This window comes from Gillisella taibaishanensis, from assembly GCF_001938985.1.
Classification (GTDB): domain Bacteria; phylum Pseudomonadota; class Alphaproteobacteria; order Rhizobiales; family Rhizobiaceae; genus Allorhizobium; species Allorhizobium taibaishanense.
Genome location: NZ_MKIN01000025.1, coordinates 405 through 21,500, shown reverse-complemented (window position 1 = coordinate 21,500; position 21,096 = coordinate 405). Strand labels below are relative to the sequence as shown.

The window sequence follows — 21,096 nt, the reverse complement described above, 5'->3', positions numbered from 1 at the left end:
ACGTCTTGCCATGGTCAACGTGGCCGATCGTGCCAATGTTAACGTGCGGCTTGTTGCGCTCAAACTTACTCTTTGCCATTTTCGGCTCTCCATTATCTCATCCCCGTCTGGGGGAAATTCTATTTATCGTTTGGCTGGAAGGTATTCCGGTCACTTCTGACCGGAATACTTTGCCTGGATTTCTGCAGCGACGTTCGACGGAACCGGCGCGTAGTGATCGAAGGTCATCGAGTACTGAGCGCGACCCTGGGACATAGAGCGCAGGTTGTCGACGTACTTGAACATGTTGGCAAGCGGGACGTGAGCATTGATCACGATCGCGATGCCGCGCTGTTCCTGGCCCTGGATCTGACCACGACGCGAGTTCAGGTCGCCGATGACGTCGCCGACATAATCTTCCGGCGTCACGACTTCGACCTTCATCATCGGCTCAAGCAACTGAGCGCCAGCCTTCTTGGCTGCTTCACGGAAGCAGGCACGCGAGGCGATTTCGAAGGCGAGAACCGACGAGTCGACATCATGGAAAGCACCGTCGAGCAGCGTTGCCTTAACGCCAAGCATCGGGAAGCCGGCCAGCGGACCAGACGACAAGACGCTTTCGATGCCCTTCTGAACGCCTGGGATGTATTCCTTCGGAACAGCACCGCCGACAATCTTGGACTCGAACTTGAAGTCATCGCCTTCAGGGTTCGGTTCGAAGACGATCTTGACGCGAGCGAACTGACCGGTACCACCGGACTGCTTCTTGTGCGTGTAATCTTCTTCGTGCTGACGCGTGATCGTCTCACGGTAAGCAACCTGCGGCGCGCCGACGGTGGCTTCAACCTTGAACTCGCGACGCATACGGTCAACGAGAATGTCGAGGTGAAGTTCGCCCATGCCGGCGATGATGGTCTGGCCGGATTCCTGGTCTGTCTTGACGCGGAACGACGGATCTTCAGCAGCGAGGCGATTGAGCGCGAGGCCCATCTTTTCTTGGTCGCCCTTGGACTTCGGCTCGATCGCGATCTGGATGACCGGCTCGGGGAATTCCATGCGCTCAAGGATAACCGGCTTCAGGGGATCGCAGAGCGTGTCACCCGTCGTGGTTTCCTTCAGGCCAGCAAGAGCAACGATGTCGCCGGCAAAGGCTTCTTCGATGTCTTCACGGCTGTTCGAATGCATCTGCAGCATACGGCCGACGCGCTCGCGCTTGTCCTTGACCGTGTTGATGACCGATACGCCCTTTTCCAGCTTGCCGGAATAGATACGGGCGAAGGTCAGCGAACCGACGAAGGGGTCGTTCATGATCTTGAACGCAAGCATGGACAGCGGCTCGCTGTCGTCAGCGTGACGCTCAATTTCGGCTTCAGTCTTGAAGTCGATGCCCTTGATCGCCGGGATATCGAGCGGCGACGGCAGGTATTCGACAACGGCGTCGAGAAGTGGCTGAACGCCCTTGTTCTTGAACGCGGTGCCGCAGAACATCGGATGGAACTTGACGTCGATGGTGCCGCGGCGAACCAGGGCACGGATCTTGTCATTGTCAGGCATAATGCCGTTCAAATAGTCTTCCATAGCCTGTTCGTCGACTTCGACGATCTGTTCGATCATCTTTTCGCGATACTCTTCAGCCTTGTCCTTGAGGTCATCAGGGATTTCGACAACGTCCCAGGCGGCGCCCAGGGACTCATCGCGCCATACGAGAGCATTCATCTCGATAAGGTCGACAACGCCCTTGAACTCGGTTTCCGCACCGATCGGAAGCTGCATGACAACAGCGATCGCGCCAAGACGGGTCTTGATCATTTCTACCGAGCGGTAGAAGTCAGCACCGGTCTTGTCCATCTTGTTGCAGAAGATCATCCGCGGGACGTTGTACTTTTCAGCCTGACGCCAGACGGTTTCGGTCTGCGGCTCAACGCCGGCATTGGCATCGAGCAAAGCGATCGCACCGTCGAGCACGCGCAGCGAACGTTCGACTTCGATGGTGAAGTCGACGTGGCCGGGGGTGTCGATGATGTTGAAGCGACGCATCTTGCCGTCGCGACCCTTCCAGTAGGTCGTGGTCGCAGCGGAGGTGATGGTGATGCCGCGTTCCTGCTCCTGCTCCATCCAGTCCATCGTGGCTGCGCCATCATGAACTTCGCCGATCTTGTGCGACTTGCCGGTGTAGTAGAGAATCCGCTCAGTCGTCGTCGTCTTGCCGGCGTCGATATGCGCCATGATGCCGAAATTGCGGTAGTCTTCGATTTTATATTCGCGAGCCATAGTGGACTGCCTTTCGATATTCGATCGTCTAAGATTACCAGCGGTAATGCGAGAAGGCGCGGTTGGCGTCGGCCATCTTGTGCGTGTCTTCACGCTTCTTGACGGCGCTGCCGCGGTTGTTGGATGCGTCAAGCAACTCGCCGGACAGACGATCGACCATGGTCGTCTCGTTGCGCTTGCGGGCAGCAGTGATCAGCCAGCGGATGGCGAGCGCCTGGCGGCGCTCCGGACGGACATCGACGGGAACCTGGTAAGTTGCACCACCAACGCGGCGCGAACGCACTTCAACATGCGGCGCGACATTTTCAAGCGCCTGATGGAAGATTGCAATCGGCTCTGCCTTGGACTTGGCCTGGACGACATCGAAGGCACCGTAAACGATGCTTTCAGCAACGGACTTCTTGCCGTGCAACATGATGGCGTTCATGAACTTGGTGACGACCAGATCGCCGAACTTCGGGTCCGGGTTGATCTCACGCTTTTCTGCTTTATGGCGACGGGACATTTTATTTCGTCTCTCAACGGTTGGAACGCTTTATCACGCGGAGAACCTCGCGCAGCGCTGAAAATCAGGATGGCTTCCGAACTTACTTCGGACGCTTTGCACCGTACTTGGAACGGCGCTGCTTACGGTTCTTGACACCCTGGGTATCGAGAACGCCGCGGATGATGTGGTAACGAACGCCCGGCAAGTCCTTTACGCGGCCGCCACGGATCATGACGACAGAGTGTTCCTGCAGGTTGTGGCCTTCACCCGGAATGTAGCCGATGACTTCGAAGCCATTGGTCAAACGGATCTTGGCAACCTTACGCAGAGCCGAGTTCGGCTTCTTCGGGGTCGTGGTATAAACGCGGGTGCAAACGCCACGCTTCTGAGGGTTTTCCTGCAGGGCAGGAACCTTATTGCGCTTTACCTGCGCCTGACGCGGCTTGCGGATCAGCTGATTTACGGTAGGCATAGAACCATCCCTTATAATTCTTGTCACATGAGCCTTTTCAGGCCCGCTATTGCCGTTTCCGGCGGTGCCCGCACAATTTTCGCCATGCGCGAAATGTGGCCCGATCCGGATTTCCGGATGGACCACAAAAGGCAGAGGACGCATGTGAAATGCGTCATGCGTGCAGCATTCATGTCTCAAAGTGCGTTTGGAACCTCGCTTGGGGCAAATTTCAAAGAGAAAAACTCCAGAAATCATAACCGCACATTGGCTCCGATGCGGGGCGTACTACTGTTTTCGCCCCGTTCCGTCAAGCCATGGCGCGAAATTAATAGCCGCACCACGCCCCATGCCGGCCTTTGCAGCCGGCTTTATCCAAGCTGGCTACCTTTATGGAGCTTTTTCGGGCTTGACGCAATTGGTGAAGGTGAAATCGCCGTCAGGTGCGGGCATTTTTATATCGCAAGATGGAAATGCGCGTTCTATTGAACGGCCTGCCGGAGCACAGGGCAACTCGACCGATTCTACAACGGTGATCTGTTCGCGTGAAGATGAGGTCCGAGCCTTTGCCCTGCCTTTCTCTTTCGGAAAGACACCTGAAGAGGTTTTACACATGAAGTTACGAGATTCGCGTACCGTCTGACGGCTCCAGCTTGACGGGACCGGTTGGCTCTATAACGATATCTTGCACTAACGAGGTCTTGTGCTGGCGCGATTCCCGCCCTGAAGGCTTTGTCATAACGACTAGGGACATGATGATGATTTCGACGCCTGACAACGACAACAACTCGGACGGACCGATGGTCTTCATCATCATTGCCAAGGCCTATGAGGAAGCCGGGACCGAGGGCATCGATCTACACATTCTTCTCAGCGCCCCGGATGATGATTCTGCGGTACGCGAGGCCTTGAACGCACTGGCCGAAGAAGGCTTCCTTGAAGCGGATCTCGATCAGATTGGCATGGTCACCGAACCGCCGGCCGAAGAGCCGCACGCCTCAGCCTACCAGGGCGCGCTGGAAGGTGAAGTCGCCATTATTCGCTTCAACTGAATTGGAGCGGATGGCTGGGCAGATCATCGAGAAGGCACTCGTCTACGCGACTTGGCAAAAGCGATTGCTTGTATTTGTCGAGCCGGATTTTCCAGAATTACTGCCACAGGTACCAGGCGGAACGATAGAAGACGGCGAAGCCCCTGACGCAGCGGCCACACGTGAGTTCTTTGAGGAGACGGGACTGACCGCGTTTAGCTCGGTCAGTTTTCTTCGTTCCACCCACTATCGAGCGCAGCATGGCGGCCGCGCCATTCATCAGCACCGCCATTTCTTTCATCTGCCGCTCAAAGAAGCGCCTCTCGACACCTGGGATCACGTAGAGCGCCATTCGGCGACCTCTACGTCTGCAATTGTCTTTCGCTTTTTCTGGCTACCCTACGAGCAAGCGCGATCTGCTCTGGGTTATGAAATGGATGCGGCGATCGGCCAACTTCCGACTTGAGCCCTCCAGCAAAGCCACATTCGAAACAAGGCGATTGGCCAAACCGCAATCGCTTCAGGCAAATATTCTTGTCATCAAGGCAAAATACTCTCCTGCTATAAGCGGTCTTTTACGCTCCATCTGAGGAATGTTCATGACCCGTTATCGCAGCCGATTTTTTGCTGTCGCCATTGCCATTGCAGCCACCCTGGCTGCTCCTGCATTTGGTGCCGAAGCTCAACCGTTTACCAGCGCCAAGGAAATCGACCTTCTGAAGCTGCTGCCCCCGCCTCCGGCAAATGACTCGGCTCAAATGAAGGCTGACCTTGGCGAGATCCTCCGTATCCAAGTGACCCGCACTCCTGAAATGGAGACACGCGCCAAAGCAGACGCCGAAGAAAATGTATGGCGCTTTGCGGATGTGGTCGCCAACCCTAAATTCACCAAGGAAAAACTGCCGAAATTCTCGGCGTTTTTCGACCGTGTGGTTGAAACGGAAGGCGCCGTCGTCGATCCGGCCAAGGACGTGTGGAAGCGACCACGGCCGCATCTTTATAGCGACCTCGTGCGTCCGGTCGTCCCCCTCTCAAAATCAGGTTCCTACCCGTCCGGTCATACGACAGTGGGCACACTGATGGGCATCGTCCTGTCAAACATGCTGCCGGAAAAGCGGGATGTGATCATGCGGCGCGCTTGGGAATATGGCGAAAACCGCGTCATCGGCGGCATACACTATCCAAGCGATATCGAAGCGGGCCGGATCTCCGGGACCGTCATTGCCCAGATCATCATGACACATGAGGATTACAGGTCCGAATTCGAAGCCGCGAAGGCAGAACTGCGCGCGGAACTCGGCATGTAATACCTATCAAAGAAAAGCCGCCCGGATCGCTCCGGGCGGCTTTTTGACGTGTTGGGTCGGCTACCGATTACTCGGCGGCCGGAGCACCCTCGCCCGCCATATCGCGCAGCATCGGTGTCGCGAGATCCGCACCCGTACCCTTGCGGCGTTCCTCGAGGATGAGGTCGTCGCGCGAGGTGGCGATGCGGCGGATCTGCGTCATGGTCCCACCGGTACCAGCCGGGATCAGACGGCCGACGATGACGTTTTCCTTCAGGCCCTGCAGCGTGTCGGTCTTGCCGGCAATCGCAGCTTCCGTGAGAACCTTGGTGGTTTCCTGGAAGGATGCGGCCGAGATGAACGACGGCGTCTGCAGCGATGCCTTGGTGATGCCGAGCAGAACCGGATCACCATAGGCAGGCTTCTTGCCCTCTTCCGCCAAACGATCGTTGACTTCGTCGAGCTCGATCCGGTCGACATTGTCGCCGACGATATACTGGCTGTCGCCGCTGTCGGTGATCTCGACCTTCTGCAGCATCTGGCGAACGATCACCTCGATGTGCTTGTCGTTAATCACAACGCCCTGGAGACGGTAAACTTCCTGGATTTCGTTGACCAGGTAGCTTGCCAGGGCTTCGACGCCCTTGATCGCCAGAATGTCGTGCGGAGCCGGGTTACCGTCGAGGATGTAGTCACCCTTTTCGATATAGTCGCCTTCCTGAAGGTGGAAGGGCTTGCCCTTCGGGATCAGGTATTCGACAGGCTCGACACCGTCTTCCGCCGGCTCGATGATGACGCGACGCTTGTTCTTATAGTCGCGGCCGAGGCGGATCGTACCATCGATCTCGGCGATGATGGCGTGGTCCTTCGGACGACGAGCTTCGAACAGTTCGGCAACACGCGGCAGACCACCGGTGATGTCCTTGGTCTTGGCGCTTTCCATCGGCGAACGAGCAAGAACGTCACCCTGGGAGACGCGCTGGCCGGGTTCGACCGAGAGAATCGCATCGACCGAAAGCTGGAAGCGAGCTTCGCCCCCACGCGGAACCTTCAGCACGTTGCCGTTGGTGTCCTTGATGACGATCGCCGGCTTCAGATCCGCACCGCGTGGCGTCGAACGCCAGTCGATAACCTGACGCTTGGTGATACCGGTGGATTCGTCCGTCGCTTCGAGAACCGAGATACCGTCGACCAGGTCTTCGAAATGAACGACACCTTCCACTTCGGTCATCATCGGACGTGTGTAAGGATCCCACTCCGCCAGACGCTGACCGCGCTTCACCTTGTCGCCATCGTCGACGAAGATCTTCGAGCCGTAGGCAACACGCTGCGAGGAACGTTCCACGCCGCGCTCGTCCAGGATCGTGATCGCGATGCTACGGCCCATGGCGACGAAGACGCCTTCGGAATTGCGCAGCATGTTGCGGTTCTTGATCAGGATCGTGCCTTCGTAGGACGCTTCCAGGAACGACTGGTCGACCACGTTTGCCGTGCCACCCAAGTGGAACGTACGCATGGTCAGCTGGGTACCGGGTTCACCGATCGACTGAGCGGCGATAACGCCGACGGCCTCACCCATATTCACAGGCGTACCACGTGCAAGGTCGCGGCCGTAGCAGACCGAGCAGACGCCCGTCTGAACTTCGCAGGTCAGAGCAGAGCGAATGCGGATCGACTGGATACCAGCCTTTTCGATTTCGATCACATCTGCTTCAAGGATCATGCGACCAGCGTCGACGATCCGCTCACCCGTGACCGGATGATCGATATCGTCAAGTGCGGTACGTCCGAGGACGCGGACGCCAATCGAAGCAACGACCTGACCGGCATCGACGATCGCCGTCATGGTCAGGCCCTTGTCGGTGCCGCAATCGACCATGTTGACGATGCAATCCTGCGCGACGTCAACGAGACGACGGGTCAGGTAACCGGAGTTCGCGGTCTTCAAGGCTGTGTCCGCCAGACCCTTACGGGCACCGTGGGTCGAGTTGAAGTACTCGTTAACGGTCAGACCTTCCTTGAAGTTCGAGATGATCGGCGTCTCGATGATTTCGCCCGAAGGCTTGGCCATAAGGCCGCGCATGCCGCCCAGCTGACGCATCTGGTTCGGAGAACCACGGGCGCCGGAGTGAGACATCATGTAGATCGCATTCATCGGCTTCTGACGACCCGTTTCCGGATCGAACTCGACCGCCTTAATGCGGGTCATCATGTCCTCGGCAACCTTATCGGTGGCCTTGCCCCAGGCGTCGACGACCTTGTTGTACTTTTCGCCCTGAGTGATCAGGCCGTCATTGTACTGCTGCTCGTATTCCTTCACCAGCGCTTCGGTATCGCCGACGATCTTCACCTTCGAATCCGGGATGACCATGTCATCCTTGCCGAAGGAGATACCGGCCTTACAAGCGTGACGGAAGCCGAGCTGCATGATCCGGTCGCAGAAAATCACCGTGTCCTTCTGGCCGCAATGACGGTAGACCGTGTCGATCATCTTGGAGATGTTCTTCTTGGTCATTTCCTGGTTGCAGGTATCGAACGGCACGTTGACGTTCTTCGGCAGAAGTTCGCCGATCAGCATACGGCCCGGAGTGGTTTCGAAGATCTTCGAAACAGGCTTGCCTTCGGCATCCACGGTCTTGAAACGACCGCGGATCTTCGAGTGCAGCGTCACGACCTTGTTTTCGATCGCGTGATGCAGTTCGCCGATGTCGGAGAAGACCATGCCTTCGCCCGGCTCGTTCTGGTTCAGGATCGACAGGTAGTACAGGCCGAGAACCATGTCCTGAGACGGAACGATGATCGGCTGACCGTTTGCCGGATGCAGGATGTTGTTGGTCGACATCATCAGCACGCGTGCTTCGAGCTGGGCTTCCAGCGACAGCGGCACGTGAACAGCCATCTGGTCGCCGTCGAAGTCGGCGTTGAAGGCCGTGCAAACGAGCGGATGCAGCTGGATGGCCTTGCCTTCGACCAGGATCGGTTCGAAGGCCTGGATGCCCAGGCGGTGCAGCGTCGGTGCGCGGTTCAGAAGAACCGGATGCTCGCGGATAACCTCGTCGAGGATATCCCAAACTTCAGGCTTTTCCTTTTCAACCAGCTTCTTGGCCTGCTTGACGGTCGAGGAATAACCCTTCGCGTCGAGACGGGCGTAGATGAACGGCTTGAACAGTTCGAGCGCCATCTTCTTCGGCAGGCCGCACTGGTGCAGCTTCAGTTCCGGACCGGTCACGATGACCGAACGACCGGAATAGTCGACACGCTTGCCGAGCAGGTTCTGGCGGAAGCGGCCCTGCTTGCCCTTCAACATGTCGGACAGCGACTTCAGCGGACGCTTGTTGGCGCCTGTGATGACGCGGCCACGGCGGCCGTTGTCGAACAGCGCGTCTACAGATTCCTGCAGCATGCGCTTTTCGTTACGGATGATGATGCCAGGCGCGCGCAGTTCGATCAGCCGCTTCAGACGGTTGTTACGGTTGATGACGCGGCGGTAGAGATCGTTGAGGTCGGATGTCGCAAAGCGGCCGCCGTCCAGCGGCACCAGCGGACGCAGGTCCGGCGGGATGACCGGAACGACCTTCATGATCATCCATTCCGGGCGGTTGCCGGATTCCATGAAGTTCTCAACGATCTTCAGGCGCTTCATCAGCTTCTTCTGCTTCAGGTCCGACGTGGTGTCGGCCAGGTCCTGACGCAGTTCGCCGGCGATGCGCTCGAGGTTCATCGAGGCCAGCATTTCGAAAATGGCTTCGGCGCCGATCATGGCGGTGAACTGGTCTTCACCATATTCATCGACCGCCATCATGTATTCTTCTTCGGACAGAAGCTGGTTCTGCTTCAGGGCGGTGAGGCCCGGCTCCGTGACGATGTAGTTTTCGAAGTAGAGAACGCGCTCCACATCCTTCAACGTCATGTCGAGCAATGTCGAGATGCGCGACGGCAGCGACTTCAGGAACCAGATATGAGCAACTGGAGCTGCGAGCTCGATATGGCCCATGCGCTCGCGGCGAACGCGCGACAGCGTAACTTCAACGCCGCACTTTTCGCAGATGATGCCCTTGTACTTCATGCGCTTGTACTTGCCGCACAGGCATTCGTAATCCTTGATAGGACCAAAGATACGGGCGCAGAACAGACCATCGCGCTCCGGCTTGAACGTGCGGTAGTTGATGGTCTCAGGCTTTTTGATTTCGCCATACGACCAGGACAGGATCTTCTCCGGCGAAGCGATCGAAATCCGGATGGAATCGAAATGCTGCGCAGGGACCTGCGGATTGAAAAGGTTCATGACCTCTTGGTTCATGCCTATCTCCTTGTGGGGCCTTAAGCCCTCAGCTTGGCAGCGGATGCGGCCCTTCCCGGGAAGCCGCTCCACGCCCTAAACGACAATAACCGCGAAATGCGGCAAAAGTCCCGCGCCGGTTGCTATCTACAGCCGGCGGGGGACGGCGCGCGCATCTCAATGCGCGCGCCCCACTGTCACTGTTATTCCGCAGCGTCCGGTAACGGATTGGCACCGTCAGCCGTTTCGAGCTTGGAATTTTCCAGCTCAACCGACAGACCAAGCGACCGCATTTCCTTGACGAGAACGTTGAAGCTTTCCGGAATACCGGCTTCGAACGTATCGTCACCACGAACGATGGCTTCATAGACCTTCGTACGGCCGGCCACGTCGTCGGATTTCACCGTCAGCATTTCCTGCAGGGTGTAGGCGGCGCCGTAGGCTTCCAGAGCCCAGACTTCCATTTCCCCGAACCGCTGACCGCCGAACTGCGCCTTACCACCGAGCGGCTGCTGGGTGACGAGCGAGTAAGGACCGATCGAGCGTGCATGGATCTTGTCGTCAACCAAGTGGTTGAGCTTGATCATGTACATGTAGCCGACGGTGACCTTGCGGTCGAAAGCTTCACCGGTACGTCCATCATAGAGCACCGACTGGCCGGACGTATGCAGGCCCGCGCGGGTCAGCATCGCCGAAACGTCGCTCTCATGCGCACCGTCGAAGACCGGCGTGGCGATGGATACGCCGCGCTTGGCCTGATCGGCAAGACGCAGCAGCGAGTCGTCGTCGAACCTCGACACTTCGTCATGCGACTCGCTGGCGTAGAGATCAACCAGTTCGGTGCGCAGTTCGGTGATGTCGTGATGCTTCTGGTAATCCTCGAGCATCTGGCCGATCTTCCGGCCCATACCGGCGCAAGCCCAGGCCAGATGGGTTTCGAGGATCTGACCGACGTTCATGCGCGAAGGCACGCCCAGCGGGTTCAGCACGATATCGACATGCGTACCGTCTTCGAGGAACGGCATGTCCTCGACCGGAACGATGCGCGAGACAACGCCCTTGTTACCATGACGGCCGGCCATCTTGTCGCCCGGCTGGATCTTGCGCTTCACGGCGACGAAGACCTTGACCATCTTCATCACGCCCGGAGGCATTTCATCGCCGCGCTGGACCTTCTCGACCTTGTCCATGAAGCGCTGTTCAAGGCGCGACTTGGATTCGTCGTACTGACCACGCAGGGCTTCGAGCTCGCTCTGAACCTTTTCGTTCTCGACTGCGAACATCCACCATTGCGAACGCGGATATTCCGAGATGACGGAATTGTTGAGCTCGACGCCCTTCTTGAAGCCCTTCGGACCGGCAATCGCGATCTGGCCACGCAGCATGTCGAGCAGACGGCCATAGACGTTTCGGTCCAGGATAGCCTGTTCGTCGTCGCGGTCTTTGGCGAGGCGTTCGATTTCCTCGCGTTCGATCGCCATAGCGCGCTCGTCCTTTTCAACGCCGTGGCGGTTGAAAACGCGAACCTCAACGATGGTACCGAACGTACCCGGCGGCATGCGCATCGACGTGTCACGCACGTCGGAGGCCTTTTCACCGAAGATGGCGCGCAGAAGCTTTTCTTCCGGCGTCATCGGGCTTTCGCCCTTCGGCGTGATCTTGCCGACGAGAATGTCACCCGGCTGAACCTCAGCACCGATATAGACAATACCGGCTTCGTCGAGGTTGCGCAGCGCTTCTTCCGAAACGTTCGGAATGTCGCGGGTGATTTCTTCCGGACCGAGCTTCGTGTCACGGGCCATGACTTCGAATTCCTCGATATGGATCGAGGTGAAGACATCTTCCGATACGATACGTTCCGACATGAGGATCGAGTCCTCATAGTTGTAGCCGTTCCAGGGCATGAACGCGACCAGCGCATTGCGGCCGAGCGCGAGATCGCCGAGGTCGGTCGACGGACCGTCCGCAATGATGTCGCCCTTGTTCAGGATATCGCCGACGGCGACCAGCGGACGCTGGTTGACGCAGGTGTTCTGGTTCGAACGCTGGAACTTCTGCAGCCGGTAGATATCGACGCCAGACTTCGACGGATCGAGATCCTCAGTGGCGCGGATAACGATACGTGTTGCGTCGACCTGGTCGACCACGCCGCCGCGACGGGCAGCAATGGCAGCACCGGAGTCACGCGCAACGATCGGCTCCATGCCGGTCCCGACGAACGGGGCTTCGGCACGCAGAAGCGGCACGGCCTGACGCTGCATGTTGGAGCCCATGAGCGCGCGGTTGGCGTCGTCGTTTTCCAGGAACGGAATAAGCGCAGCTGCGACGGAGACGAGCTGCTTCGGCGAAACGTCCATCAGGTTGATGGTGTCGCGCGGTGACAGCATGACTTCGCCGGCATGACGGCAAACGACGAATTCCTCGACGAACTGTCCCTCTGGGGAAAGCTCGGCGTTCGCCTGGGCGACGTAGTACTTGGCCTCTTCCATTGCTGAAAGATAGATAACGTCCTTCGTCACGACGCCGTCGATGATCTTACGATACGGGCTTTCGATGAAGCCGTACTTGTTGACCCGTGCGAAGGTGGCCAGCGAGTTGATCAGACCGATATTCGGGCCTTCAGGCGTTTCGATCGGGCAGATACGGCCATAGTGCGTCGGATGAACGTCGCGGACTTCGAAGCCGGCGCGCTCGCGGGTCAGACCACCCGGTCCAAGAGCCGAAAGACGACGCTTGTGAGTGATTTCCGACAGCGGGTTCACCTGGTCCATGAACTGCGACAGCTGCGAGGAGCCGAAGAATTCGCGAACGGCAGCGGCCGCCGGCTTGGCGTTGATCAGATCCTGCGGCATGACCGTGTCGATTTCAATCGACGACATGCGCTCCTTGATAGCGCGCTCCATGCGCAGCAGGCCGAGGCGATACTGGTTTTCCATCAGCTCGCCGACCGAACGGACACGGCGGTTTCCGAGGTTGTCAATATCGTCGATTTCCCCCTTGCCGTCACGCAGTTCGACAAGCATCTTGACGACGGCCAGGATGTCTTCCTTGCGCAGAACGCGAACGGTATCGGCGACATCGAGATCGAGACGCATGTTCATCTTCACGCGGCCAACGGCCGAGAGATCGTAGCGCTCGGCATCGAAGAACAGCGAGTTGAACATGGCTTCAGCCGAATCCATGGTCGGCGGCTCACCCGGACGCATGACGCGGTAGATGTCGAACAGTGCGTCCTGACGGTTCTCGTTCTTGTCTGCAGCCAGCGTGTTGCGGATATAAGCGCCGACATTGATATGGTCGATGCCGAGAACCGGAATCTCTTCGAAGCCTGCGTCGAGAATGATCGGCAGCGTCTTTTCATCGATTTCGTCGCCGGCTTCGAGATAGATCTCGCCGGTTGCGAAATTGACGATGTCTTCAGCCAGATAGTTGCCGTAGAGGTCTTCGTCGGTAGCGCGCAGAGCCTTCAGGCCCTTGTCCTGCAGCTGGCGCAGCAGACGCGGTGTCAGCTTCTTGCCGGCTTCGACGACCACTTCGCCACTATCGGCGTCAATCATGTCGGACAGCGTCTTGGAACCCTTCAGGGTCTCCGGCTGGAACGGCACGCGCCATCCCTTGCCGTCGCGCTGATAGTTCGACTTCGAATAGAAGGTCGACAGGATCTCTTCGCCGTCCATGCCCAGCGCCATCAGCAGCGAGGTCGCGGGGATCTTGCGGCGACGGTCGATACGGGCGTGAACGATGTCCTTGGCGTCGAATTCGATATCGAGCCAGGAACCACGGTAGGGGATCACGCGGGCAGCAAACAGCAGCTTGCCCGAGGAATGGCTCTTGCCCTTGTCGTGGTCGAAGAATACGCCCGGCGAGCGGTGCATCTGCGAAACGATAACGCGCTCGGTACCGTTGACGATGAAGGTACCGTTGTTGGTCATCAACGGCATGTCGCCCATATAGACCGACTGTTCCTTGATGTCCTTGATCGAGCGGGCGCCCGTATCCTCATCGATATCGAACACGATCAGGCGCAGCGTCACCTTCAAAGGTGCGGCATAGGTCAGGTCGCGCTGGCGGCATTCGTCAACGTCAAACTTCGGCGGCTCGAATTCGTAGGACACGAATTCCAGCATCGAGGCACCGGAAAAGTCGGTGATCGGGAAGACGGACTTGAAAACGGTTTGCAGCCCCTCGTCGGGACGACCGCCTTCGGGCTCGTCAACCATGAGGAACTGATCATAAGATGCCTTCTGAACCTCGATGAGGTTCGGCATTTCTGCGACTTCTGGAATTTTTCCGAAAAACTTGCGTACGCGCCTGCGACCGTTAAAGGAAAGGGTCTGAGCCATCGTCGCTCCTTGTCAGTTTGCACCCGGGCCTGCAACAGACGGAAACCGCTGGCCAGGCGGTACCGTCAATCATGGATCATCAATCTCGTTCCAGTTCAGAGGGCCAGGCCGGTTTGCCTTGAGCGTCTGATCGGAACCATCCTCTTGAGAACCCATTACCCAAAAGCCGTTTTACCGGCTTTTGGGTAATGATTTCCACCAGGAACCCGGCTCCGGAAGGGCGAACCCAACCGGAGCCGAAGTCTGAATTACTTGACGTCGACCTTGGCGCCAGCGTCTTCAAGCTTCTTCTTGAGGTCGGCAGCTTCAGCCTTCGAAACGGCTTCCTTGACGGCCTTCGGAGCGCCTTCAACGAGGTCCTTGGCTTCCTTCAGGCCGAGGCCCGTGATAGCGCGAACTTCCTTGATGACGTTGATCTTGTTTGCGCCGGCATCCGTGAGGATAACGTCAAACTCGGTCTTTTCTTCTTCAACAACTGCAGCAGCAGCGCCGCCAGCAGCAGCAACAGCTACAGGAGCAGCTGCAGAAACGCCCCACTTTTCTTCGAGCAGCTTGGAAAGCTCAGCAGCTTCCAGAACGGTCAAAGAGGAGAGGTCTTCTACGATCTTAGCGAGATCAGCCATTTTACTAGTCCTTTGTCAGTGTTCGGTTCGAAACGAACTGGTTTGGGTATGAACAGCGAAAAACCGCCTTACGCGGCTTCGTCCTTCTTGGCATAGGCCGCAAACACGCGAGCAAGCTGAGCTGCCGGTGCCTGAACAACGCCTGCGATGCGGGTAGCCGGAGTCTGGATCATGCCCAGCAGCTTTGCACGCAGCTCATCCAGCGAAGGCAGGGTCGCGAGCGACTTGACTGCATCCACGGAGAGAGTGGTTGTTCCCATGGAACCACCGAGAACAACGAGCTTGTCGTTGGTCTTGGCAAAATCCATGACGACTTTCGGAGCCGTGATCGGGTCGACGCTGTAAGCAATCAGCGTCTGGCCCTTGAAGAGATCTGTCATCCCTTCCGACTCCGTGCCCTGAAGAGCGATCTTGGCCAGACGGTTCTTCGCGACTTTGACGGTGCCGCCAGCAGCGCGCATTTTTGAACGGAAGTCGTTCATCTGCGCAACCGTGACACCAGCATAGTGGGCCACAACAACCGAACCAGAAGCCTTGAAGACTTCGTTCAGTTCTGTGACGAATTCGCGTTTTTCCGCTCTTTCCACTGTCTGTCTCCAGTAGACGGGACCGCAATCCTGCAGGCCCCATCGGGTTTGCCTTTGCCTCAAGGGATCTAATATTATCAGATCCCAAGCGACGCTTGAGGATCCTGTCCCCCCGCACTGTCACCCGAAGGTTTCAGGCACAAGGCACACAAGGCTCGAACCGACACTTCGCGACGCCTTAGCGTCGGAGAAGAATTTCGGGTCTTACCCGTCTCATGCAGGCAGATATTAAGGCTCTAAAGCCGCCCACAATCTCGGACAGGAAATCCGGCGTTAACCGGACATTCCCGGTCCCAAAGGACCGGGAATTCTTGAAAACGGGGCTAATGCACCCCGCGAAACTTATGCGGTAACCGACGAAGGGTCGATCTTGACGCCCGGGCCCATGGTCGAGGAAATCGCCACGCGCTTGACGTAGTTGCCCTTTGCACCAGCCGGCTTCGCCTTGATGACGGCGTCAGCGAAAGCCTTGATGTTTTCTTCGAGCGCCTTGGCGTCGAAGGAGGCCTTGCCGATACCGGCGTGAATAATACCGGCCTTTTCGACACGGAATTCAACAGCGCCGCCCTTGGATGCCTTGACAGCACCAGCAACGTCCATGGTGACCGTACCGACCTTAGGGTTCGGCATCATGCCACGCGGGCCGAGAACCTTACCGAGACGGCCGACGAGCGGCATCATGTCAGGGGTCGCGATGCAACGGTCGAAGTCGATCTTGCCGCCCTGGACGATTTCGACCAGGTCTTCGGCGCCAACCACTTCAGCGCCGGCAGCGCGGGCTTCATCAGCCTTGGCGCCACGTGCGAAAACGGCAACGCGAACGTCACGGCCAGTGCCGTTCGGCAGGTTAACAACGCCGCGGACCATCTGGTCAGCATGACGCGGATCAACGCCGAGGTTCATGGCGATTTCAACGGTTTCGTCGAACTTGGCCGTCGCACGTTCCTTAACCATCGAAATGGCGTCGGTGAGGGCAACCAGCTTGGTCGGATCCACGCCTTCGCGGATCTTCTGAATACGCTTTGCAACCTTTGCCATGATCAAGCCACCACTTCCAGGCCCATGGAGCGGGCAGAGCCCTCGACCATCAGCATTGCGCCTTCGATATCAGCCGCGTTCAGATCCTTCATCTTGCCTTCGGCAATTGCACGGACCTGAGCCTTGGTGATGGTGCCGACCTTAGCGCCCTTGCCAGGCGTCTTGGAACCGGACTGGATCTTTGCTTCCTTCTTCAGCCAGTAGGTAACCGGCGGCTGCTTCATAGCGAAGGTGAAGGACTTGTCCTGGTAATAGGTGATGACGACCGGGATCGGCATACCCTTTTCCATTTCCTGCGTCGCGGCGTTGAACGCCTTGCAGAATTCCATGATGTTAATGCCACGCTGACCGAGCGCAGGACCAATTGGCGGGGACGGGTTAGCGGACCCTGCCTTGACCTGCAGCTTGAGCTGGCCTGCAACTTTTTTAGCCATTTCTCTGCCTTTCGTTGTGAGGCCGGTTACCCGACCCATTCATGCCGGACATGCCGGCGGCTGCGGTTGCGTGGTACGTTTGAACGGTCCGGCTTAAGAGACCGCCGCACTCCCACGCGAAACGGGGCGAACCCCAGCAATCAGACCTTTTCGACCTGACTGTATTCCAGTTCGACGGGCGTAGCGCGACCGAAGATCGAAACTTCGACCTTAAGGCGCGACCGCTCCTCATCCACATCCTGAACAACACCGTTGAAGGATGCGAAGGGACCGTCGGAAACGCGAACCTGTTCGCCGATCTCGAAGGACAGCGACGACTTCGGCCGCTCGACCCCCTCCTGAACCTGACCGAGAATACGGTCGGCTTCATAATCCGGAATCGGAACCGGCTTATTATCGGAACCAAGGAAGCCGGTGACCTTCGGCGTATTCTTGATCAGGTGATAGGCTTCATCGGTCAAGTTCGCCCGCACCAGCACGTAACCGGGGAAAAACTTGCGCTCACTATCAACCTTGCGGCCGCGGCGGACTTCGACAACCTTTTCTGTGGGAACCAGGATCTTTTCGAAGAGATGCTCAAGCCCCTTCTGGCGAGCTTTTTCCTCGATCGATTCCGCGACCTTCTTCTCAAAATTCGAATATGCGTGGACGATATACCAACGTGCAGCCATGTTCGTTCCCGTCCTATTAATTGCCGAGATTCAGGACGAGGCTCAAAACCCAGCCAATCACCTGATCCGCCGCAAAGAAAAACAGCGAGGCAAAAATAACCATTGCCAGAACCATCAACGTCGAGATCACAGTCTCGCGGCGCGACGGCCAGGTGACTTTGGACGTTTCAGCGCGAACCTGCTGCAGAAACGCAAATGGATTAGTCTTCGATGCCATCTAATGCCCACGCATTTACGGCGCGTAAAGCTGATCAGATCAGCCCCACGCACCGCGTGTCTGTTTAAGTGTTACATAAACGCCGATTCTCACTTTAACAAGAGCAAAACCGCCGCTTAATAAATTTCATCATGTTAGCCGGATCGTGACGAAGACATGCCGTGAAGGTCCGGAACATGGCAGGGGCAGCCGGGCTTGAACCGACGACCTGCGGTTTTGGAGACCGCCGCTCTACCAACTGAGCTATACCCCTAACTGCTGGACCGACTGGCGAAAGCCGCCTTGCCGTCCGATGCGTGGGGCTCCGTTTAAGACGCCCGGCCGAGAATGGCAAGAGGGATTTTTGAAACTTCGCGGACAATTTCCAATTTTCCTCCACCAATTCCTCACCAGTGGCGGCGGTAGCTCGCATTGAAGGTTGTTGAGGGAGCGTCAAGCAAGTTGTTCATCGACGCAGAAAGATTGACATTGCCGAATAGGGTCTTCTCCAAGCCAATCGATCCTGTCGTCGTCGCGTCCAGTTGATCGATTGCTGCTTCGCTGTAAACCGAGGCCGACCAATCCGGCATAGACAGGTCAAGTCTCTGACTGGCCGCAAAGCCTGCCCCCTCGCCGCTCACCCGCCTCACCTTCAGCACCCGTGAGGAGCCAAGCGTCAGGTCTGGACTGATTGTCCAGTTCCAAACCCGCTCCATCGCCACACTCGATCCGCCATCGGCTGGCGTGAAGCTGGTGCTGACAAAGGTTATCGGGCCATCCGCACGGTCATTGCCCTCCAGCCGAAGCTGCCCCCACAGCCGAATCGGCAATGTCGAGCCATCCACCTGGCCACTCTTGGTGGCGATAATCGAGGTATCCATTCCGAGCTTCGGCTCGTACTCATTGCGCAATTGCACACCGGTCTGGATCGCGACTCCGTTGGTGCCGTTGCGCGATACACTCCAGATCAGCGGACGACCGAAGTCGGCAGAGAGAGCAGGTTGAAGAACAGTTAGGAAGAAGGCAGGCGCAATCGCAACCGCGCACATTAGACGAATCATTGATGCATCTTCATGTGTTGGTGTGGGCTTTGCCCCTTTATGCACCGGGTCGGTACATCTACCCTCGCGGCCTTCCGTCTCAGATAAACCCAGACAGATACCCACGTTTTGGCTTGTTTGTCGGCACGGGAAAACCGGTAGTCACTGTTCCCTGACAAACTCCAAGGGCGGGACGGCGGAAATAGTCAAAACACTATACATTTTCCGTCACCCCTGTCGCAAATCACGTTTTTGCGTTGCAGCAGTGAAACCGATCAGCTGCCATTCCTTTTTGCGTTGAGCCGCTGCTTGCGGGTCTTCGGCTTTAGCTTTTTCGATAGCAGGTAAAACCAGCGTAGTCCCTTGGTGACCGATATAAGTTTGTCGATTTCCTTATTCGCGCCTTCAAGACGGCTTGCGAGCACATCGGCAGCGGAGAGAGCCACCAGCCCCTCGCTCAGGTCAGGGAATCGCTCCAGCAGGGCTGCATAGGCATTTTTTTCTGCCGCCCCAGGCGTAATCAGTTTACCCGAGTGAATGAACAGCCGCAGTACGACTTGCTCAAATGTCCAGTCATGCAGGTGGAAAACCTTCCATTTTTCGCTGCGTTTAGCCGAGAACCCGTCGAGCCAGATGGCGGTATCAGGCAGATACTCCTTAAGCCACAGGGCCATAGCAAAGCCGCTCGTGGGGATGTGATCCGAAGGATAGAAACTGGCAAAATGAGTGGATAGGTCGAGGTGGCCAACCGGAGCGCCATGAAAGTTGACTGCCTCACTGAACAGTTCGCCGGGATGAGCGCGGATGTTCATCACCCCGAGGAAGGTCTCACCAGGGAAATAGGCGAGCACATCCCTGACTTCCTTGCGATAGACGATATTGGCGCCCACAGAGCCGCTGCGGGCGACCAGCAGCGCCGGTCGATCGAAAGGCTTGTCGAGGATCTTGTAGGCCTTGTTGAAAAACACGAACAGCGCCGTGTTCGGCAGGTCACTACGCAGCCGCTCGACATTGGCTTCGTCACTGTTGGCGACAAGGACGATGTGGGTAAAGCGCGACAGGAGTGCCTTCCAGTCCGAATAGGCCTGAATGCCGGCGGTGTTGGCTGGCAAGCCGGTCTCGACAGATGCGTCCATGATCAGAGGCTCTGCGTCACATGAAGCATTCGTTCGCGTGTCGCAAACCACTCATCCGCGTAATCGTCATTCTTATACTGATCAAAATAAGGTCCACCATCTGTGAAATGCACGATCTTTGCCGCCGGGTCGTGATCATATTCGTTGACGAGATAATTCCAATGGACCGGGAGTCCGCCAATCATATCGTCGCTCTCGAGCCACTTGAACTGATGCAATTGCAGGCCTGAGGCGGTGTTAACATAGTCTTTTGTCAGCGCTGTGCACTTGGCATTGTTGAACATCATGACGCTCGACCAGTTCTTCTTCTCGTACTTCGTCTGGGCTTGGCCGAGAAACTTGGTTTCGATCTTGGGCTGGTAATCATGCTTCACGCACATCACTGCATATTGGTCGTCACGCAGCGCCCAGAGCTCGGCCAAATCGGCGCGGGCGAGCATATCGCAGTCCATGAACAGGCTCCAGCCCTGGTAGTCACTCAGATAAGGCACCAGGAAGCGGGAGAAGGAGAATTCCGTAGACTGCAGCGGATTGCGCTCACGGGTGAAGATGCCGCGCAGATTGTCGAGTACGATCGGCGTGAACTCAACCGGCAAACTCGAGTGTTCAAGAATACTCTGAACCAGCACGTGGTAGGCCACCACTTCCTTGGAATCAAAGCCGATATAAATTCGAAGCTTCTTGTCCACGATCATACTCCTGAAATCATCTGCGATGGCGCCCTACTTAAGCGATGGCGCCCTACTTAAGCGATCTTGCGCATAAGCAAAAGCCCATCAAGTCTATGCTCTCCAAGCATTTGGAAATTTTAAGGCAGACAGCGACCGCATAAGCGGTTTGCGACATGGGTCCACAGCGAATTCATGAAAAAGCAAGAAATCGGATCGTGAAATTTTCTCCGGTGAGGAAAGACATGATCAAAGTCGCGTTTATGGCAACAAAAAAGCCCCGCCGTTTCCGGCAGGGCTCCAAATCTGTCTTCGCGCTTCCTAGAAAGCGTAAGGCATTGTTTACTCGATGATCGAGGCGACGATGCCGGCGCCGCGTGCAAATCGCGCTTGCGCGCCATTTGCACTCCTTAAGTGCGTCGGCAGCTTTCGCCACCGACGCATCGACCATTACTCGATGATCGACGCGACGATGCCGGCGCCGACGGTACGGCCGCCTTCGCGGATAGCGAAGCGCAGCTTTTCTTCCATCGCGATCGGAACGATCAGCTCAACCTGAACCGTGACGTTGTCGCC

General features: G+C 57.2%; 19 protein-coding genes, 1 tRNA gene and 1 pseudogene. 4 read left to right on the top strand and 17 right to left on the bottom strand.

The window, feature by feature from the left end:
* The 4 genes and pseudogenes from BJF91_RS25190 to rpsL form a co-directional block, all read right to left on the bottom strand.
* Positions 1-79, bottom strand: a pseudogene (locus BJF91_RS25190) (GTP-binding protein); the annotation flags it as partial.
* A gap of 71 nt (positions 80-150) precedes the next feature.
* On the bottom strand, positions 151-2,250 hold the full coding sequence (gene fusA, locus BJF91_RS20770) for an elongation factor G (RefSeq protein ID WP_075616460.1): 2,100 nt from the start codon (positions 2,248-2,250) through the stop codon (positions 151-153).
* A 34-nt stretch (positions 2,251-2,284) separates the two neighbouring features.
* Entirely contained in the window at positions 2,285-2,755 is a 471-nt protein-coding gene (gene rpsG, locus BJF91_RS20765) for a 30S ribosomal protein S7 (protein ID WP_075616459.1), read from the bottom strand.
* An 82-nt stretch (positions 2,756-2,837) separates the two neighbouring features.
* Positions 2,838-3,209 (bottom strand): 30S ribosomal protein S12, encoded by a 372-nt coding sequence (rpsL, locus tag BJF91_RS20760; RefSeq protein WP_003507760.1) that lies wholly within the window; start codon positions 3,207-3,209, stop codon positions 2,838-2,840.
* 27 nt (positions 3,210-3,236) lie between these two features.
* Here rpsL and BJF91_RS24875 point away from each other — a divergent pair, with 27 nt between their 5' ends.
* The 4 genes from BJF91_RS24875 (at position 3,237) to BJF91_RS20745 (ending at position 5,526) form a co-directional block, all read left to right on the top strand.
* A complete protein-coding gene (locus BJF91_RS24875; RefSeq protein ID WP_139310805.1) occupies positions 3,237-3,677 on the top strand; it encodes a hypothetical protein in 441 nt (146 codons plus the stop codon).
* Between the two features lie 269 nt (positions 3,678-3,946).
* Positions 3,947-4,240: a transcriptional regulator gene (locus BJF91_RS20755; RefSeq protein WP_075616463.1), complete on the top strand. Its 294-nt coding sequence runs from the start codon at positions 3,947-3,949 to the stop codon at positions 4,238-4,240.
* A gap of 10 nt (positions 4,241-4,250) precedes the next feature.
* Positions 4,251-4,685 (top strand): NUDIX hydrolase, encoded by a 435-nt coding sequence (locus BJF91_RS20750; protein ID WP_075616462.1) that lies wholly within the window; start codon positions 4,251-4,253, stop codon positions 4,683-4,685.
* Between the two features lie 133 nt (positions 4,686-4,818).
* A complete protein-coding gene (locus tag BJF91_RS20745; RefSeq protein ID WP_075616461.1) occupies positions 4,819-5,526 on the top strand; it encodes an acid phosphatase in 708 nt (235 codons plus the stop codon).
* A 67-nt stretch (positions 5,527-5,593) separates the two neighbouring features.
* Here the strand turns inward: BJF91_RS20745 and rpoC are convergent, their stop codons facing one another.
* The 13 genes from rpoC to BJF91_RS20680 all read right to left on the bottom strand — a co-directional run.
* A complete protein-coding gene (rpoC, locus tag BJF91_RS20740; protein WP_075616458.1) occupies positions 5,594-9,805 on the bottom strand; it encodes a DNA-directed RNA polymerase subunit beta' in 4,212 nt (1,403 codons plus the stop codon).
* A 182-nt stretch (positions 9,806-9,987) separates the two neighbouring features.
* Positions 9,988-14,127, bottom strand: coding sequence for a DNA-directed RNA polymerase subunit beta (gene rpoB / locus BJF91_RS20735; RefSeq protein WP_075616457.1), 4,140 nt, complete (start codon positions 14,125-14,127; stop codon positions 9,988-9,990).
* Between the two features lie 248 nt (positions 14,128-14,375).
* Positions 14,376-14,750 (bottom strand): 50S ribosomal protein L7/L12, encoded by a 375-nt coding sequence (rplL, locus tag BJF91_RS20730; protein WP_070150352.1) that lies wholly within the window; start codon positions 14,748-14,750, stop codon positions 14,376-14,378.
* Between the two features lie 68 nt (positions 14,751-14,818).
* The gene (gene rplJ, locus BJF91_RS20725; protein ID WP_075616456.1) at positions 14,819-15,337 is read right to left on the bottom strand and encodes a 50S ribosomal protein L10; all 519 of its coding nucleotides are present in this window, start codon (positions 15,335-15,337) and stop codon (positions 14,819-14,821) included.
* Between the two features lie 342 nt (positions 15,338-15,679).
* Positions 15,680-16,375: a 50S ribosomal protein L1 gene (rplA, locus tag BJF91_RS20720; protein WP_075616455.1), complete on the bottom strand. Its 696-nt coding sequence runs from the start codon at positions 16,373-16,375 to the stop codon at positions 15,680-15,682.
* 2 nt (positions 16,376-16,377) lie between these two features.
* Entirely contained in the window at positions 16,378-16,809 is a 432-nt protein-coding gene (gene rplK / locus BJF91_RS20715) for a 50S ribosomal protein L11 (RefSeq protein ID WP_075616454.1), read from the bottom strand.
* 140 nt (positions 16,810-16,949) lie between these two features.
* Entirely contained in the window at positions 16,950-17,480 is a 531-nt protein-coding gene (nusG, locus tag BJF91_RS20710) for a transcription termination/antitermination protein NusG (RefSeq protein ID WP_075616453.1), read from the bottom strand.
* Positions 17,481-17,496: 16 nt separating this feature from the next.
* A complete protein-coding gene (gene secE, locus BJF91_RS20705) occupies positions 17,497-17,697 on the bottom strand; it encodes a preprotein translocase subunit SecE (protein ID WP_075616452.1) in 201 nt (66 codons plus the stop codon).
* Between the two features lie 177 nt (positions 17,698-17,874).
* Positions 17,875-17,950 (bottom strand) — tRNA-Trp (locus BJF91_RS20700).
* A 133-nt stretch (positions 17,951-18,083) separates the two neighbouring features.
* Positions 18,084-18,737 carry a hypothetical protein gene (locus BJF91_RS20695; protein ID WP_139310804.1) on the bottom strand — a complete coding sequence of 218 codons (654 nt, stop codon included), beginning with the start codon at positions 18,735-18,737 and terminating at the stop codon, positions 18,084-18,086.
* A 254-nt stretch (positions 18,738-18,991) separates the two neighbouring features.
* Positions 18,992-19,852, bottom strand: a complete 861-nt coding sequence (locus tag BJF91_RS20690) for a 3-deoxy-manno-octulosonate cytidylyltransferase (RefSeq protein ID WP_075616450.1) — start codon at positions 19,850-19,852, stop codon at positions 18,992-18,994.
* A 2-nt stretch (positions 19,853-19,854) separates the two neighbouring features.
* Complete coding sequence (locus BJF91_RS20685) at positions 19,855-20,547, bottom strand: glycosyltransferase family protein (protein ID WP_075616449.1); 693 nt, start codon at positions 20,545-20,547, stop codon at positions 19,855-19,857.
* 423 nt (positions 20,548-20,970) lie between these two features.
* Positions 20,971-21,096 (bottom strand): EF-Tu C-terminal domain-related protein (locus tag BJF91_RS20680; RefSeq protein WP_456061821.1); only part of this gene is annotated, 126 nt, incomplete at its 5' end.